Below are 14767 nucleotides of genomic sequence, written 5' to 3' on the forward strand. Positions count from 1 at the left end.
CTTTCGATGGCATCTCCCAGCGCGCCGCCACGCCGGCTGATCGTCGCGATCACCGGCGCCACCGGCGCGATCTACGGCGTACGGCTGCTCGACCTGCTGCGCGCCGCCGGCGGCGTCGAAACGCACCTGCTGATTTCGAACGCCGGCTGGCTCAACATCCAGCACGAACTGAAGCTGTCGAAGGCCGATGTCGAAAGCCGTGCGGACGTCGTGCATTCGGTGCGCGACGTCGGCGCGACGATCGCATCGGGGTCGTTCGCGACCGACGGCATGGTGATCGCGCCCTGCTCGATGAAGACGCTCGCGAGCGTCGCACACGGGCTGTCGGACAACCTGATCACGCGCGCAGCCGACGTCACGTTGAAGGAACGCCGCCGCCTCGTGCTGATGGTGCGCGAAACGCCGTTCAACCTCGCGCATCTGCGCAACATGACGGCCGTCACCGAAATGGGCGGCATCGTCTTCCCGCCGCTGCCCGCGTTCTACGCGATGCCGAAGACGATCGAGGAACTCGTCGACCAGACCGTCACGCGCGTGCTCGACCTGTTCGCGCTCAGCGCACCGCTGACGACGCCTTGGGCCGGTATCCGGCACGCGCAGTAAGCGAGCACCCACGATCCATTCGTCGCACATCTGCGCCGATTTTCACTGAAATTCATTCAATTTCGCGCATACAGCGTCCAGCTGCCGTGAAACGCACGGCACTGCCCGGATTATCAACCCACAAGCGTCAATCAAATTCGCAATCGCGGATTTATCAATATCCGGTGCGCGCCTATAGTCACAGGCAAATCCCTTTGCAGGCCACCACCATGAACCGCTTGCCTTCGCTCTACCTGTCCCACGGCGCCCCGACGCTGCCGATCGACCCGACGCTGCCGTCCGGCGCGTTCACGCACCTGGCGGCCGAATTGCCGCGCCCGCGCGCGGTGCTGATGCTGTCCGCGCACTGGGGCACGCAGCGCCCCGTCGCCAGCACTGCCGCGTATCCGGAAACGATCCACGATTTCTACGGCTTTCCGCAGGCGCTGTACGACATCCGCTACCCGGCGCCCGGCGCGCCCGACGTCGCTGAGCGCGCGGCCGGGCTGCTGAATGCGGCCGGCATCGAGACCGCGACGACCGAGCACGGCCTCGACCACGGCGCGTGGGTGCCGATGCTGCTGATGTTCCCGGAAGCCGACGTGCCGGTGGCGCAGTTGTCGATCCAGCCGCGCGCGGATGCCGCCCACCACTTCGCGCTCGGCCGCGCGCTGCGACCGCTGCGCGACGAAGGCGTGATGGTGATCGGCTCCGGCCAGATCACGCACAACCTGCGCGCCGCCGATTTCGGTGCGGCACCGGAGGATGCGGATCCGCGCGTCACGGAATTCACCGACTGGTTCGAGGCGAAGCTGGCCGCGCGCGACGTCGACGCGCTGCTCGACTACCGCCGGCAGGCGCCGCACGCGGCGCTGATGCATCCGACCGACGAGCACCTGCTGCCGGTATTCACGGCGCTCGGCGCGGCGGACGACGACTACCAGCTCGGCATCCAGTCGCTCGGCACCTACCAGCGCGTGCTTGCGATGACGAACTACGTGTTCGCCGGCGCAGCCGCCTGAGCGGTCGCGCGGCCGCTGCCGGCCGCCCAACAAAAAACCCGCCCGAGCATCGCCCGGGCGGGTTTTTTTACGCTGCTTGCTGCCGCCGCCGAATCCGGCGACAGGTCACGCGTCAGGCACCGACCCCCTCGAGGATCTCGTCGTGCGATTCACGCTCGTCGAGATACTTGGTCCGGTAGCCGGTATTCACGCCCCAGAAGTAGAACACCAGTGAGATCGCCGCGACGACCAGCATGTCCCAGCCGTACGGCAGCACGCCGTGGCCGCCGAACTCCTTGCTGCCGATCAGCGACAGCACGGCCATCGTCGGCAGGTACGCGACCAGCCACCAGGCGGCCTTCAGGTCGTCACCCCAGCCGGTCCAGCCCGACTTCGCCTGGAAGTAGAAGTACACCGGCAGCGCGACGATCATCAGCAGGATGATCTCGCCCGTCAGCGGCCACTTCGCCCAGTACAGGATCAGCGACGCGCAGACGAATGCGAACGGGGCGATCAGCTTCATCAGCGGAATCGACAGCGGACGCTCGATGTCGGTCGCCGAACGGCGCAGTGCCATCAGGCTGATCGGGCCGGTCAGGTACGAAATCACCGTCGCCACCGAGATCACGGCCGCGAGCGAGCTCCAGCCGCGGAAGAAGAACAGGAAGACGAACGAGACCAGCAGGTTGAACCACATCGCCTGGCGCGGCACGCCGTAGATCGGGTGCACGTTGCCGAACATCTTCGGCATCGTGTTGTTGCGCTCCATCGCGTAGATCATGCGGGTGGTCGTCGCCATGTAGGTCGTACCGGTGCCGCTCGGGCTGATGAACGCGTCGACATACAGCAGGATCGCGAGCCAGTTCAGGTTCAGCGCGATCGCCAGTTCCGCGAACGGCGACGAGAAGTTGAAGTGCGCCCAGCCCTTCGCGACGTCGGCCGGATTCACCGAGCCGATATATGCCATTTGCAGCAACACGTAGATGACGAGTGCGAGCAGGATCGACGTGATCACCGCGAACGGCACGCTGCGCGACGGGTTGCGCGCTTCACCCGCCAGGTTCACCGGGCTCTGGAAGCCGTTGAACGCGAACACGATACCGCTCGTCGCGACTGCGGTCAGCACGGCCGACCAGCCGTACGGCGCGAAGCTCGCATTCGATGCGACGCCCAGGTTCTCCGAGTGGAAGCTCGTCAGCATCAGGCCGAGGATCGTGAGGCCGGGGATCAGGAACTTGAAGATCGTGATCGCGGTGTTCGCCCGCGCAAAGGCCTTGACGCCCCAGTAGTTCAGCATGAAGTAGACGACGACCAGCACGGCCGACAGCAGCAGGCCGAGCGTCTGTAATTCGCCGTTCACGAACAGTGCGTGCGCCCACGGATACGGCCACGTGCTCATGTACTGGATCGATGCTTCAGCCTCGATCGGAATCACGGATACGATCGCGATCCAGTTCGCCCACGCACTGATGAAACCGACCAGCGAGCCGTGCGAATAGCGCGCGTAGCGCACCATGCCGCCCGACTCGGGGAACATCGCGCCCAATTCCGCGTAAGTCAGTGCAATGGCGAGAATCACGACAGCGCCGATGATCCAGGCGCAGATCGCCGCCGGACCGGCAATCTTCGCGGCCTTCCAGGCGCCGAACAGCCAGCCCGAGCCGATAATCGAACCCAGCCCCGTCAGCATCAATGCAAACGGGCCGATGTTCCGTTGAATAGAACTCTTCACATCCTCTCCTGTGTCTCAAAAAGCATGGTCGGCTCGCCGTCCGGGATCGGCTCGGACAGCACCGCGCACGCAATTTTGGGGGGGCGTGTCACCCGATCGGGGCAACCCGTCCACGCGGCGCGTAGTTTAACGGTTGCACCTCAAACGTGGCGCCAAAATCGTTCGGCCCCTACAAAAAATTCGCATCGTTTGCAAGCTTTGTAAACCTGATCTCCGCAATAACCCTGAGTCCATGGAAATACGGTTGACCACGCGCTGGATAAGCCGTATAAAGGACTTCGCAGGATTTCAAGTGGCGAGTGAATTGGTTCTTTCGTAGTTCGCCCATCAACGGTACTCCGGTTGGTCCTATTACCCCTTCCTTGATTTTCCGCACCCCATGGGCCTCGGCCCCGTTTTATCTTTTTAGGAACAAGTAACATGGCAACCGGTACCGTCAAGTGGTTCAATGACGCAAAGGGCTTCGGCTTCATCACCCCGGAAGGCGGCGGCGACGATCTGTTCGCGCACTTCTCGGAAATCCGCGTCGAAGGCTTCAAGACGCTGCAAGAAAACCAGAAGGTTGAATTCGAAGTGAAGACGGGCCCGAAGGGTCTGCAAGCTGCGAACATCCGTCCGGTCTAAGCTTGGCGCGATAATTCGTGAAAAAAAGCCCCGCTTCGGCGGGGCTTTTTGTTTTTCGGCGCCGGTCAAACGGCATGGCGGCCTTTCAGCCGCCCGCATTCAACCGAACAATCGCTGCGCGTGAATGCCGAGACCCGTCGCGACACTCGCGAGGCGGTCGCCGAATACCGGCTGCGCATCCGGGAATGCACCCGCGAGCGCGCCCGACAGGAACGCGAGCCCCGTCGAGCCGCCGGTGAAGTACAGGGCGCCGACATCGCGCGGCGCCACGCCCGCCAGCCGCACCGTCTCGCGCGCGGCGTCGACGATGCGTGCGGTGTCGTCGCGGCTCGCGTCGACGAGCCGGTCGGCATCGAATGCGATCTGCAGATCCTCTTCCACGTCGTTCAGGTCGATCATCGTCTCCCCACCCGCCGCGACGCCGATCTTCGCTTCTTCCGCACGCGCCATCAGCGCATGCCCGAGCCGCTGCTCGACCACGCTCGTGAGCCGGTCGTACTGCTGCACGTCCCGGTACAGGTGCTTCATCAGCTTCAGCTCGCCGAGCCGCTTCGGCGTGTAGACCGTGTTGATCAAGTGCCAGGTGGCGAGATCGAAGTAGATCTTGTTCGGCAGCTCGCGCCCTTCGGGGTCGAGCGAACGGTAGCCGAATGCGGGCAGGATCGCCGCCAGCTCGACACGCCGGTCGTAATCGGTGCCCGCGACGTGCACGCCGTGGTGGGCCAGCACGTCGTCCTTGCGTTCGAGCCGCGCCATCCGGTCGGGCCCGACGCGCACCAGCGAGAAGTCGGACGTGCCGCCGCCGATGTCGGCGACGAGCACGAGGCGCTCCGCCTGCTGGCGCGACTCGTAGTCGAACGCGGCCGCGATCGGTTCGTACTGGAATTGCACGTCCGTGAAGCCGACAGATCGCGCGGCGGCCTCGAGCTGGTCCTGGGCGAGGCGGTCGGCGCGCGGATCGTCGTCGACGAAGAACACCGGCCGGCCGAGCACCGCACGGCCGATCGGCGCGCCCGCGCGGGCTTCGGCCTTGCGCTTCAGGTGCGTCAGGAAGCGCGCGATGATTTCGGTGTACGCGATCGCGCTCCCGTCGCCGAGATCGGTCGTCGTTTCCGCGAGCGGCGAGCCGAGGATGCTCTTCATCGAGCGCATCAGCCGGCCGTCGAAACCGTCGATATAGGAAGCCAGCGCCGCACGGCCGTATTCGACCGTCTCTTCGTCGTTGTTGAAGAAGATCGCGGTGGGCAGCGTCAGGTGGTCGCCCTCGACGGGCGCGAGGCGCATGCCGTCGCCGTCGGGCAGCGCCACGGCGGAATTGGACGTGCCGAAATCGATCGCGCAGTAAGTCATGGGAAGTTGCCGCAGCAGGGCCGGCGCGAAAACGGAAAGGACGGGCTTTTTAACATGAAGCCCGCGGGATCACAACCGGGGCCGGCCACCAGTCCCGCGCAACGGGCCCGGCTGGCGGCGGCGCGCAACCTGGCGCGCCGGGGAGAGATGCGGGCGGGATGCGCGACGCAGCCCGTCCGCCACGCAGGTCAGGCTGCCGCGTCGAAGCCCTTCTTCCACGCGCCCGCATAGACGACCTCGCCGATCGCATGGCGCGTGCGCGGCGCCTTCTCGCGATCGCGCAGCACCGGATCGAGCTTGTCGACGTTGCCGTAGTGACCGAGCGAGATGATTGCCGGAATCGCGACGTCGGCCGGAATCGCGAACGCATCGCGGAACGCCTTCGCGTCGAAGCCGCTCATCTGGTGGGCGGCCAGGCCCAGTGCGTGCGCCTGCAGCACCAGCGACATCGCGGCGGCGCCCGCGTCGTACAGCGCGGTGGGTGCCGGTTCGCCCTTCGGCGTGAGCGTGTGCGCGGTCACCGCGATCAGCACGGGCGCCGGCGCATTCCAGCCCTGGTTGAACGGCACCAGCGTCGCGAAGGCGCGCTTGAATGCGTCTTCGTCCTGCGTGCGGTCGAATACGATGAAGCGCCACGGCTGTGCGTTGTAGGCAGACGGCGCCCAGCGGGCGGCTTCGAGCACCGCGTGCAGATCGCCGGCGCTGACGGCTTCATCCGAATACGCGCGCGGGCTCCAGCGGCCCGCGATCAGATCGTGAATCGAAACAGTGGTGGGAGCAGGTTTGACGGACATGCGGTTCCTCGCTGACATCGATGAAGGGGCGCGAACGCCTCGCGAACCGAAAGCATACCCGCTTGAGCCGATGCGCGCCCGATCCTCCCTCGCTATGCAAATCTCCGTGCGTGTATTGCCCGGCCATCCGTCGCGCGGCCGGCCGGGCCATCGGCTTGCCGCGCTCAGGCCGCCTGCGCGGCTGCCCGCGACGGGCCGCGGTTGATCCGCAGCACGATCAGCGCGCCGACGATGCACAGCCCGCCCGAGATCATCGACGCGATCGTGTAGGTGCCGAGGCTCGCGCGCAGCAGCCCCGCGCCGAGCGCCGCGAACGCCGCGCCGAGCTGGTGGCCGGCGACGATCCAGCCGAACACGACGGGCGCCGCGGCCTTGCCGAACACGTCGGTCGCGAGACGTACGGTCGGCGGCACGGTCGCGATCCAGTCGAGCCCGTAGAACATCGCGAACAGCGGCAACCCGAAGAAATCGATCCCGAACGCGTGCGGCAGGTAGATCAGCGACAACCCGCGCAACCCGTAGTACCAGAACAACAGCATGCGATTGTCGTAGCGGTCGGACAGCCAGCCCGACAGCGTCGTGCCGAACAGGTCGAACACGCCCATCGCCGCGAGCAGCGACGCACCCTGCACTTCCGTCATCCCGTAGTCGCTGCACATCGCGATCAGGTGCGTGCCGACGTAACCGTTGGTGCTCGCGCCGCAGATGAAGAAGCTGAAGAACAGCAGCCAGAAATCACGCGAACGGCTCGCCGTCAGCAGCGTGCGGAACGCGACCGTGAGCGGGTTCTCCTTCGCCCCCTCGGGCGCGGCCGGCGCATCGGCCGGCTCGCCGTACGGGCGAAGCTGCACGTCGGCCGGGCGCTCGGGCAACAGGAATGCAACCAGCGGAATCACGATCGCGGCCGCGACCGCGACGACCAGCACGACCGGCCGCCAGCCATGGCGCTGCGCGATCGCCGCGAGCATCGGCAGGAACACGAGCTGGCCGGTGGCCGTGCTCGCGGTCAGGATCCCCATCACGAGGCCGCGCCGCGCATGGAACCAGCGCGTGACGAAGGTCGCGGACAGCGTCAGCGCGACGACGCCCGTCGAGCAGCCGACCATCAGGCCCCAGATCACGACCATCTGCCAGCTCTGCGTCATCATCGACGACAGCGCGACGCCCGCGCTCATCGTCACGAGCGCGGTGAGAATGGTCGGACGCAGCCCGAAGCGCTGCATCGCGGCGGCCGCGAACGGGCCCGTCAGTCCGTACAGCGCGATGTTCACCGAGATCGCCAGCGAAATCGCCGCGCGGCTCCAGCCGAGTTCGCGCTCGAGCGGCACCATCAGCACGCTCGGCGTCGCGCGCGTGCCGGCCGCCGCCAGCAGGATCAGGAATACCACCGCCGCCGCGAGCCATCCGTAGTGGAAGCGCCCGCCGATTCGTGTCACCGCCCAGTTCATCTTCGCGTTCTCCAGTTGGCGGCTCCGGTGCCTCCGCACCCGCGCCGCCCGCCCTGCCAGGCCACCTCCGCCGCACACTGCATCGGCTGACCCGGGCCGACGCTTGGCATTTGTCTGTCGACCCGGGCGGCGTTGTTACCGACCGGTCACAAGTGTGTTGCGATCGTAGTGACCAATCGGTAACATGTCAAGCAATCCAATATGCTGTCGAGGGTCATCATGTCGGGCATCGAGATCGCCAAACCGCTGCCGCGCCGCACGCGCCGGCCGATCGACGGCGCCACCGCGCAGGAGCACCTGCTACGCGCCGCCGAGGAGCTGTTTTACAGGGAAGGCGTTCGGACGGTGGGTGTCGAGGCGGTCGTGGAGCGCGCGGGCGTCAACAAGATGAGCCTGTATCGCCAGTTCTCGTCGAAGGACGAGCTGATCCTCGCGTATCTGGAGCGGATGGATGCGTGCTTCTTCGACCGCTTCAACACGAGCGTCGCGAAGCACCCGGGCCAGCCGAAAGCGCAGCTGATCCAGTATTTCGTCGATCTCGCCGAGCGCGCGACGCAGCAGGATTACCGCGGCTGCCCGTTCGTCAACGTCGCGGCCGAGTTCCCGGATGCGTCGCACCCGGCGCGCGAGCGCGTCGCGCAGAACAAGGAACAGCTGATGAAGCGGCTCGTCGCGCTATGCGAAGCCGCCGGCGCGCGGCAGCCGCAGGCGCTCGCCGACTCGCTCGCGCTGGTGATCGAAGGCATCTACGCGGCAAGCCAGACCTACCGGCACGGCGAAACGCCGATCGGCGTCGCGCCCGCGCTCGTCACACAGTTGATCGAGGCCGCCTGCGCGTGACGGCGCGCCCGCTACAATGCGGCCCTCGCCGCCCTTCCGCCCGACTGGTTTCACGATGACCGACACTCGCCCCGAATCGCACGACGACATCCTCGCCGCCACGCGGCACTGGCTCGCGCGCGCGGTGATCGGGCTCAATCTGTGCCCGTTCGCGAAAAGCGTCTATGTGAAGGAACAGGTGCGCTACGCGATCAGCGAAGCGACGACGCTGGAAGACGCGCTCGCCGAACTCGAAACCGAGCTGCGCGCGCTTGACGCGGCGGACCCGCAGCAGGTCGACACGACGCTCGTGATCTTCCCGCATGCGTTCGCCGATTTCATCGACTACAACGATGCGCTGTTCTTTGCCGACCGGCTGGTGCGGCAACTGCGGCTCGACGGCGTGCTGCAGATCGCGAGCTTCCATCCGGACTACCGGTTCGAGGGCAGCGAGCCCGACGACATCGAGAACTACACGAACCGCGCGCCGTACCCGATCCTGCACCTGCTGCGCGAGGACAGCATCGCGCGCGCGGTCGACGCGTTCCCGGACGCGTCCGCGATCTACGAAAAGAATCAGGAAACGCTGCGGCGCCTCGGCCATGACGGCTGGCGCGAATGGATGCGCCGGCCGGGCGACGACGTCTGACACGGCGTGTAACGTGCGACGTGCAACGGGGGGCGTGTAACGGGCGACGAGCAACGGGCGCCACGCGACGCGCCCGCCCACGCGCAGGTCAGCCGGCGGCCGGTTCGGCGACCTCGCCGCCCGCGGCCGCGGCTTCCGGCACGAAGAAGCGTGCGTTCAGCTCGGCCAGCCCGAACATCCCGAGGATCTCGTTCAACCGCTCGCCGGGCCGCCGGCGCGGCAGGTTCTTGTACTGCGCGATGATCAGCTCGTTCTTCATCGAATGCTCCCAGCCGACCAGCTCGGTCACGCTGACCTGGTAGCCGTGCGCTTCGAGCTGCAGGCAGCGCAGCACGTTGGTGATCTGGCTGCCGAATTCGCGCGTATGCAGCGGATGCCGCCACACTTCCGTCAGCGCGTTCGCGAGCGACTTGCCCTTGTTCTTGCGCAGCACGCCCGCGACTTCCGCCTGGCAGCACGGCACCAGCACGATGTGCTGCGCGCGCTTCGCGAGCGCGAAGCGGATCGCGTCGTCGGTCGCCGTGTCGCACGCGTGCAGCGCGGTGACGACGTCGACCGTTTCAGGCAGTTTCGGCGACGTGATCGAATCGGCAACCGACAGGTTCAGGAACGACATGCCGCCGAACCCGAGCCGCGCGGCGAGCTCGGCCGAACGCGTGACGAGCTCTTCGCGGGTCTCGATCCCGTACACGTGCGACGCGAACGCCGGCGTGCCGTGTCCCGGCTGCTGCTTGAAGAACAGGTCGTACAGGATGAAGCCGAGATACGACTTGCCGGCGCCGTGATCGACGAGCGTCACGCTGCCACGCTCGGCCTGCACGCCGGCAAGCAGCGGCTCGATGAACTGGAACAGGTGATAGACCTGCTTCAGCTTGCGGCGGCTGTCCTGGTTCAGCTTCCCGTCGCGGGTGAGGATGTGCAGTTCCTTCAGCAGCTCGACGGACTGCTCCGGGCGGATTTCGTGGGTCTTGTTCGACATCGTGATGCGGCGCCGGGCCACGGTCGGTCGACCACGGCCCGGCGGCGGGAATTCGTGAGGAATGGCGACAGTTTACCGAAAATGCGCGGTCAGGCTCGTGCGCCGAGCCGCCAGAGCGACGTGACCTCGGCCTGGCGTGCCGCGTGCAGCGGATCGTCGGCATCCATCGCCTTCGGGTGCGCGGGGCGGATATCGTCGCGGCCGAGCACGACGAGGCCGGCTTCGTCGATCCATTGCAGCAGCGTGTCGCGCGGCCGCAGGCCGAGATGCTCGGCGAAATCGGACAGGATCAGCCAGCCTTCGCCGCCCGGCTCGAGGTGCGCGGCGAGCCCCGCGAGGAAACCGCGCAGCATGCGGCTGTCCGGATCGTAGACCGCGTATTCGATCGGCGCGCTCGGCCGGGCCGGCACCCACGGCGGGTTGCAGACCACGAGCGGCGCACGGCCGGCCGGAAACAGATCCGCCTCGACGACTTCGACGCGATCCGCATGGCCCAGCCGCTCGATGTTCTCGCGCGCACAGGCGAGCGCCCGCGGATCCTGGTCGGTCGCGACGACGCGCTCGACACCGCGCGACGCCAGCACGGCCGCCAGCACGCCGGTGCCGGTGCCGATGTCGAACGCGAGCGAGGTTGCCGGCAGCGGCGCGCGCGCGACGAGTTCGACGTACTCGCCGCGCACCGGCGAGAACACGCCGTAGTGCGGGTGGATCGGCGCACCGCCGAGCGCCGGGATCGGCACCCCTTTCTTGCGCCATTCGTGCGCGCCGACGAGGCCGAGCAGTTCGCGCAGCGACACGACCGATGGCGCGCCGCCGGGCCCGTACGCCTCTTCGCATGCGGCGCGCACGTCGGGCGCACGGCGCAGCGCAATCGTGTAGTCGGCCTCGAGCGGGATCAGCAGCATGCCGAGCGTGCGGGCGCGCTGCGACTGCGCGAGACGATGCAGGTTGAACGCGTCGACGCCGGCCGCGGCTTTCGCCTTCTTCGGCTTGCGCTCGACACGGCGCGCCATCGCCTGCACGAGCTGGCGCGCATTCTGGAAATCGCCCTGCCAGACGAGCGCGGTGCCCTCGCAGGCGAGACGGTAGGCCGCGTCGGCGGTGAGGCGGTCGTCGGCGGGCACCGCGCGCTTCGGCGGTTGCACGCCGGCTTCGGAGCGCCAGCGTACGGCATGATCGGCGCCGTCGGCGTCGGTCCAGTGGAAAACGGGGAAATCGGTCACGCGAACTCGGTTACGGTTGGCTTCAACGGGCGGCGCGACGGTAATGCGGGCGCCGCGCGGCTCACACCATACCGCGCTTTGCCCGCGCGGCAAAGCGCGGGGGCCGGCCCGCGCCGCGCGCCGCCGGGTTCGCCGGGTTCGCCGGGTTCAGCCGCCCCACCCCGGCATCGCGGGCAGGCGCAGCGTGCCGGCATCGTTGAAGTGCACGGTGCCGAGCACGCCGCCCGCGAGCCGGCCGCGCAGCGCATACGGCAGCTCGCCGTTCGCGGCCGCGCCGGGCAGGTTCCACGCCTGCCGCGCAGCCGCGAAGGCCGACACGGAAACCGGCACGTCGAGCACGGCCTCGCCGAAGCGCGGCACGGTGCCCGTGCGATCGCTGACGCCGCTCGCGAACGGCGTGCCGTTCAGGTCGAGCGCGACCGAGATGCCGTCGTAGTCGATCGGCGTGTCGTTCGGGTTCTGCACGCGCAGCTTCAGGCTGAAACGCATCTCGAGGCCCTGCCCGACGAGCGGGTCGAGCCCGGCGACCGTCACGCGCACCGGGTCGCGCGTCAGCCCCGCGCAGCCACCGAGCAGGAGCACGGCGGCGAACAGCAGCAGCACGGCGCGCAGCGGCGCGATACGGAACAGGGGTCGTGGCATGGGAGAACCTCCTCGCGGCAATCGGTGAGCTTGTCGTCGCTGCATTGTACCGAGCACGCCCCGGCACGCCGGGTTTCGTAGTTTTCGCAGTCCCGCGAGATCGTTAATAGATTAAAACTACGAAAATAAATGCCGAATGGAATGCGCATTAACGCTTCCCAGCATTCAATGAAGCACGGTGAATTCAATCGATGCAATTTCTAAATTTTTCGTTTCCTTTACCTAAAACCATCAAGTATATTTACGCATCCTTCGAGCAAGCCGACAAACCTTGATGCCGCATGACGGTGATTTTACGGAACGGCGACATGCCTTCCTGCCATCTTGCGACGAGGCCCGGCCAGCCCCGTAGGTCGTCTGTTCAAAGGGGACAGCGCGCCCGCCCAGGGCGTGCGGCTCCGTGTCGTGCGCGCGCAATCAATTCAGTACAACACGCGCCCGGCCATTTTGAACCGGCAAGTTAACCGACATCCGGAAATCCAGAGGGGGCAGTAAACCATGATTACCTTCACGTAGTCGGCCGCCGTCTTTTCGAATAATCCGTCATTGGCACTTTCATCGCTGTTGATTAACGGCGAGGGGATTGTTTTTGCCGGCGTTTTCGCAGCACTGAACGATTCTTTCAACAATCGAGGTTTCAGTCATGTCGATCAACATTCGCAAGATGCGTTATCTGCCGATCGTCGCCGCGCTCGCGCTAGCCGGGTGCGGCGGCGACGACGGCGGCGCGGGCTCGGCGTCCGCGCTCAGCTCCGCCGGCGCGCCGCACTCGGGCTCGTCGCCCACCGTCACCGCGCCGCCGAGCGCATCCAATGTCGACAAGAGCGTCTCGCCTGTCGAGTTGCCGGACACCGTGGTACCCGTGAACTACCGGCTGTGGTTCCGCCCGAACGACGCGCTGAACGCGTTCGACGGCCGCGCCGACGTCGAGATCAAGGTGCTGAAGCCGGTCAACAACATCGTGATCGCCGGCCACCGGATCAAGTTCACGAACGGCCGCATCACGCTGCAGCCGGGCAACATCCAGCTGATCGCGACACCGCAGGACAAGGGCGACTTCTACCAGCTGCGCCCGGTGAGCGGCACGATCTCGCCGGGTAACTATTCGCTGCACATGGAGTGGTCGGGCATCATCAACTTCAAGTCGTATGACGATCCGGTCGCGAAGACCGGCGGCAGCTGCGGCGACGATCCGTATCCGGGCTGCTCGGCGGCGGAAGGCATCTTCCGCGTCGACCTGAAGGGCACCGACGGCAAGACGAGCGGCGCGATCCTCACGCAAGGCGAAACCAACCTGTCGCGCCAGTGGTTCCCCGGCTGGGACGAGCCGGCATTCCGCCCGACCTATGAAGTGACGGCCGAAGTGCCGCAAAGCTGGCGGGTCGTGTCGAACGCGGCCGAGAAGCCGTCGACCAACGTCGGCGGCGGCTACAAGCTCGTGCAGTTCGAGAAGACCCCGCCGATGCCGTCGTACCTGCTGTTCTTCGGCGGCGGCCTGTTCGACACCTACGAGGACGACTTCACGAGCCCGCTGCCGGGCGGCAAGGGCGGCCTGCACCTGCGCGTGTTCACGCCGCCGGGCATGAGCGACTGGGCGAAGCCGGCGATGGACCGCACCAAGCAGGCGCTCGACTTCTACTACCGCTACACGGGCATCGCGCTGCCGCTGACGAAGTTCGACACGGTGGCCGCGAACGACGCGTTCAAGGATCAGAAGGACCTGAACTTCGGCGGGATGGAGAACTGGGGATCGATCCTCGAGTTCGCCGACGACATCCTGCCGCAGCCGGGCCAGCCGATGTCGCACTACGGCAACGAGGTGCTGACGCACGAAGTCGCGCACCAGTGGTTCGGCGACCTGGTCACGACCGACTGGTGGGACAACGTGTGGCTCAACGAGTCGTTCGCGACGTTCTTCGAGACGAAGACGACGATCCAGTTCTTCCCCAACGAGTTCAGCTGGCTCGATCAGGTGAAGAACAAGTACCGCGTGATCAATCGTGACATCGGCCCGAACGCGTTCCCGGTCGCACCGAACTTCAACGGCTGGGCGTCGAACGACTTCGTGCTGAGCGCCAGCGCGTTCACGTACGACAAGGGCGGCCACGTGCTGAAGACGCTCGAGAACTATCTCGGCGAACAGACGCTGCGCAAGGGTCTGCAGCAGTACCTGGTCGACTACTCGTTCGGCAACGGTACGCCGAAGCGTCTGTGGGATGCGCTGTCGAAGGAAAGCGGCCAGGCGATCGGCGCGATCGGCGACAGCTACGTCCGCCAGACCGGCGTGCCGCTGATCTCGCTCGACACGCAGTGCGACCTGACGAAGAACCAGACGGTCATCACGCTGAAACAGCAGCCGTTCCCGAACAAGAACGCGTATCCGGGCCTGCAATGGACGGTGCCGATCACGCTCGCGTACGGCCAGGGTCTCGCGAAACGCACGACGCTCGCGCTGAAGGACACGCAGACGCAAACGCGCGTCGACGGCTGCACGGGCGTGGTCGCCGACCCGAGCGGGCTCGACTACTACGTCGTGAACTACAGCGACGCCGCCTGGAGCGGGCTGCTCACGCAGGTCAACAGCTCGACCGATCCGGTCCTGCTCGCGAACCTGAAGAGCGAGGCCGCACTGCTCGTCGCGAACAACCTCGCGCCGGCCTCGCGCTCGACGTCGATCGGCTCGGTCGCTTCGCCGGCCGCGATGAAGCTGCGCCAGACGCCGACCTTCGGCGGCCTCGAGCCGGTGACGAAGGAACGCCCGGCGCTGCAATACCAGGGCATCTTCAAGCCGCGCAAGGTAGTGACGCAGTAACGGTGCGCGTCCGGCCGGCGCCGCGCAGCCTGCGGCTGCCGGCCGGCGTACCGGTTTCTCCGACCTTTGACGGGCCTCGCATGCGAGGCCCTTTTTTCTTTCGGCACGGGCT

At 66.6% G+C, this 14767-nt stretch carries 13 protein-coding genes; 6 read left to right on the forward strand and 7 right to left on the reverse strand.

Annotation, left to right across the window (positions count from 1 at the left end):
- Positions 1 to 6: 6 nt before the first annotated feature.
- Positions 7 to 603 carry a UbiX family flavin prenyltransferase gene (locus CFB34_RS21950; protein WP_048251007.1) on the forward strand — a complete coding sequence of 199 codons (597 nt, stop codon included), beginning with the start codon at positions 7 to 9 and terminating at the stop codon, positions 601 to 603.
- A gap of 209 nt (positions 604 to 812) precedes the next feature.
- Positions 813 to 1604 carry a class III extradiol ring-cleavage dioxygenase gene (locus CFB34_RS21955; RefSeq protein ID WP_089439119.1) on the forward strand — a complete coding sequence of 264 codons (792 nt, stop codon included), beginning with the start codon at positions 813 to 815 and terminating at the stop codon, positions 1602 to 1604.
- A 112-nt stretch (positions 1605 to 1716) separates the two neighbouring features.
- Here the strand turns inward: CFB34_RS21955 and CFB34_RS21960 are convergent, their stop codons facing one another.
- Entirely contained in the window at positions 1717 to 3315 is a 1599-nt protein-coding gene (locus tag CFB34_RS21960; RefSeq protein ID WP_089439118.1) for an APC family permease, read from the reverse strand.
- 420 nt (positions 3316 to 3735) lie between these two features.
- Here CFB34_RS21960 and CFB34_RS21965 point away from each other — a divergent pair, with 420 nt between their 5' ends.
- A complete protein-coding gene (locus tag CFB34_RS21965) occupies positions 3736 to 3939 on the forward strand; it encodes a cold-shock protein (RefSeq protein WP_006477070.1) in 204 nt (67 codons plus the stop codon).
- A gap of 99 nt (positions 3940 to 4038) precedes the next feature.
- Here CFB34_RS21965 and CFB34_RS21970 read toward each other — a convergent pair whose 3' ends face one another.
- The 3 genes from CFB34_RS21970 to CFB34_RS21980 form a co-directional block, all read right to left on the reverse strand.
- Entirely contained in the window at positions 4039 to 5289 is a 1251-nt protein-coding gene (locus CFB34_RS21970) for an Hsp70 family protein (RefSeq protein ID WP_089439117.1), read from the reverse strand.
- Positions 5290 to 5477: 188 nt separating this feature from the next.
- A complete protein-coding gene (locus CFB34_RS21975) occupies positions 5478 to 6083 on the reverse strand; it encodes a nitroreductase family protein (RefSeq protein WP_089439116.1) in 606 nt (201 codons plus the stop codon).
- Between the two features lie 164 nt (positions 6084 to 6247).
- The gene (locus tag CFB34_RS21980) at positions 6248 to 7531 is read right to left on the reverse strand and encodes an MFS transporter (protein WP_089439115.1); all 1284 of its coding nucleotides are present in this window, start codon (positions 7529 to 7531) and stop codon (positions 6248 to 6250) included.
- A gap of 219 nt (positions 7532 to 7750) precedes the next feature.
- Here CFB34_RS21980 and CFB34_RS21985 point away from each other — a divergent pair, with 219 nt between their 5' ends.
- Together CFB34_RS21985 and CFB34_RS21990 are read left to right on the forward strand one after the other, a co-directional pair.
- Positions 7751 to 8371: a TetR/AcrR family transcriptional regulator gene (locus CFB34_RS21985; RefSeq protein WP_089439114.1), complete on the forward strand. Its 621-nt coding sequence runs from the start codon at positions 7751 to 7753 to the stop codon at positions 8369 to 8371.
- Between the two features lie 55 nt (positions 8372 to 8426).
- On the forward strand, positions 8427 to 8999 hold the full coding sequence (locus tag CFB34_RS21990; protein ID WP_041492730.1) for a DUF1415 domain-containing protein: 573 nt from the start codon (positions 8427 to 8429) through the stop codon (positions 8997 to 8999).
- 88 nt (positions 9000 to 9087) lie between these two features.
- On the opposite strand, the gene CFB34_RS21995 is transcribed toward CFB34_RS21990, so the two are convergent.
- From CFB34_RS21995 to CFB34_RS22005, 3 genes are all read right to left on the reverse strand, one after another.
- On the reverse strand, positions 9088 to 9978 hold the full coding sequence (locus CFB34_RS21995) for an SAM-dependent methyltransferase (protein WP_089439153.1): 891 nt from the start codon (positions 9976 to 9978) through the stop codon (positions 9088 to 9090).
- Positions 9979 to 10067: 89 nt separating this feature from the next.
- A complete protein-coding gene (locus CFB34_RS22000) occupies positions 10068 to 11201 on the reverse strand; it encodes a class I SAM-dependent methyltransferase (protein WP_089439113.1) in 1134 nt (377 codons plus the stop codon).
- A gap of 147 nt (positions 11202 to 11348) precedes the next feature.
- Complete coding sequence (locus CFB34_RS22005; RefSeq protein WP_089439112.1) at positions 11349 to 11843, reverse strand: LEA type 2 family protein; 495 nt, start codon at positions 11841 to 11843, stop codon at positions 11349 to 11351.
- 643 nt (positions 11844 to 12486) lie between these two features.
- On the opposite strand from CFB34_RS22005, the gene CFB34_RS22010 reads away from it, so the two are divergent.
- Complete coding sequence (locus CFB34_RS22010; RefSeq protein ID WP_089439111.1) at positions 12487 to 14655, forward strand: M1 family metallopeptidase; 2169 nt, start codon at positions 12487 to 12489, stop codon at positions 14653 to 14655.
- Positions 14656 to 14767 lie beyond the last annotated feature (112 nt).

It is taken from the genome of Burkholderia sp. HI4860 (genome assembly GCF_002223045.2).
GTDB lineage: Bacteria > Pseudomonadota > Gammaproteobacteria > Burkholderiales > Burkholderiaceae > Burkholderia.

Bases quoted from the DNA above. Each gene is read 5' to 3' on its own strand.
- CFB34_RS21950 (WP_048251007.1), top strand. From the start codon at position 7: ATGGCATCTCCCAGCGCGCCGCCACGCCGGCTGATCGTCGCGATCACC.
- CFB34_RS21955 (WP_089439119.1), top strand. From the start codon at position 813: ATGAACCGCTTGCCTTCGCTCTACCTGTCCCACGGCGCCCCGACGCTG.
- CFB34_RS21965 (WP_006477070.1), top strand. From the start codon at position 3,736: ATGGCAACCGGTACCGTCAAGTGGTTCAATGACGCAAAGGGCTTCGGC.
- CFB34_RS21970 (WP_089439117.1), bottom strand. From the start codon at position 5,289: ATGACTTACTGCGCGATCGATTTCGGCACGTCCAATTCCGCCGTGGCG.
- CFB34_RS21975 (WP_089439116.1), bottom strand. From the start codon at position 6,083: ATGTCCGTCAAACCTGCTCCCACCACTGTTTCGATTCACGATCTGATC.
- CFB34_RS21980 (WP_089439115.1), bottom strand. From the start codon at position 7,531: ATGAACTGGGCGGTGACACGAATCGGCGGGCGCTTCCACTACGGATGG.
- CFB34_RS21985 (WP_089439114.1), top strand. From the start codon at position 7,751: ATGTCGGGCATCGAGATCGCCAAACCGCTGCCGCGCCGCACGCGCCGG.
- CFB34_RS21990 (WP_041492730.1), top strand. From the start codon at position 8,427: ATGACCGACACTCGCCCCGAATCGCACGACGACATCCTCGCCGCCACG.
- CFB34_RS21995 (WP_089439153.1), bottom strand. From the start codon at position 9,978: ATGTCGAACAAGACCCACGAAATCCGCCCGGAGCAGTCCGTCGAGCTG.
- CFB34_RS22005 (WP_089439112.1), bottom strand. From the start codon at position 11,843: ATGCCACGACCCCTGTTCCGTATCGCGCCGCTGCGCGCCGTGCTGCTG.
- CFB34_RS22010 (WP_089439111.1), top strand. From the start codon at position 12,487: ATGTCGATCAACATTCGCAAGATGCGTTATCTGCCGATCGTCGCCGCG.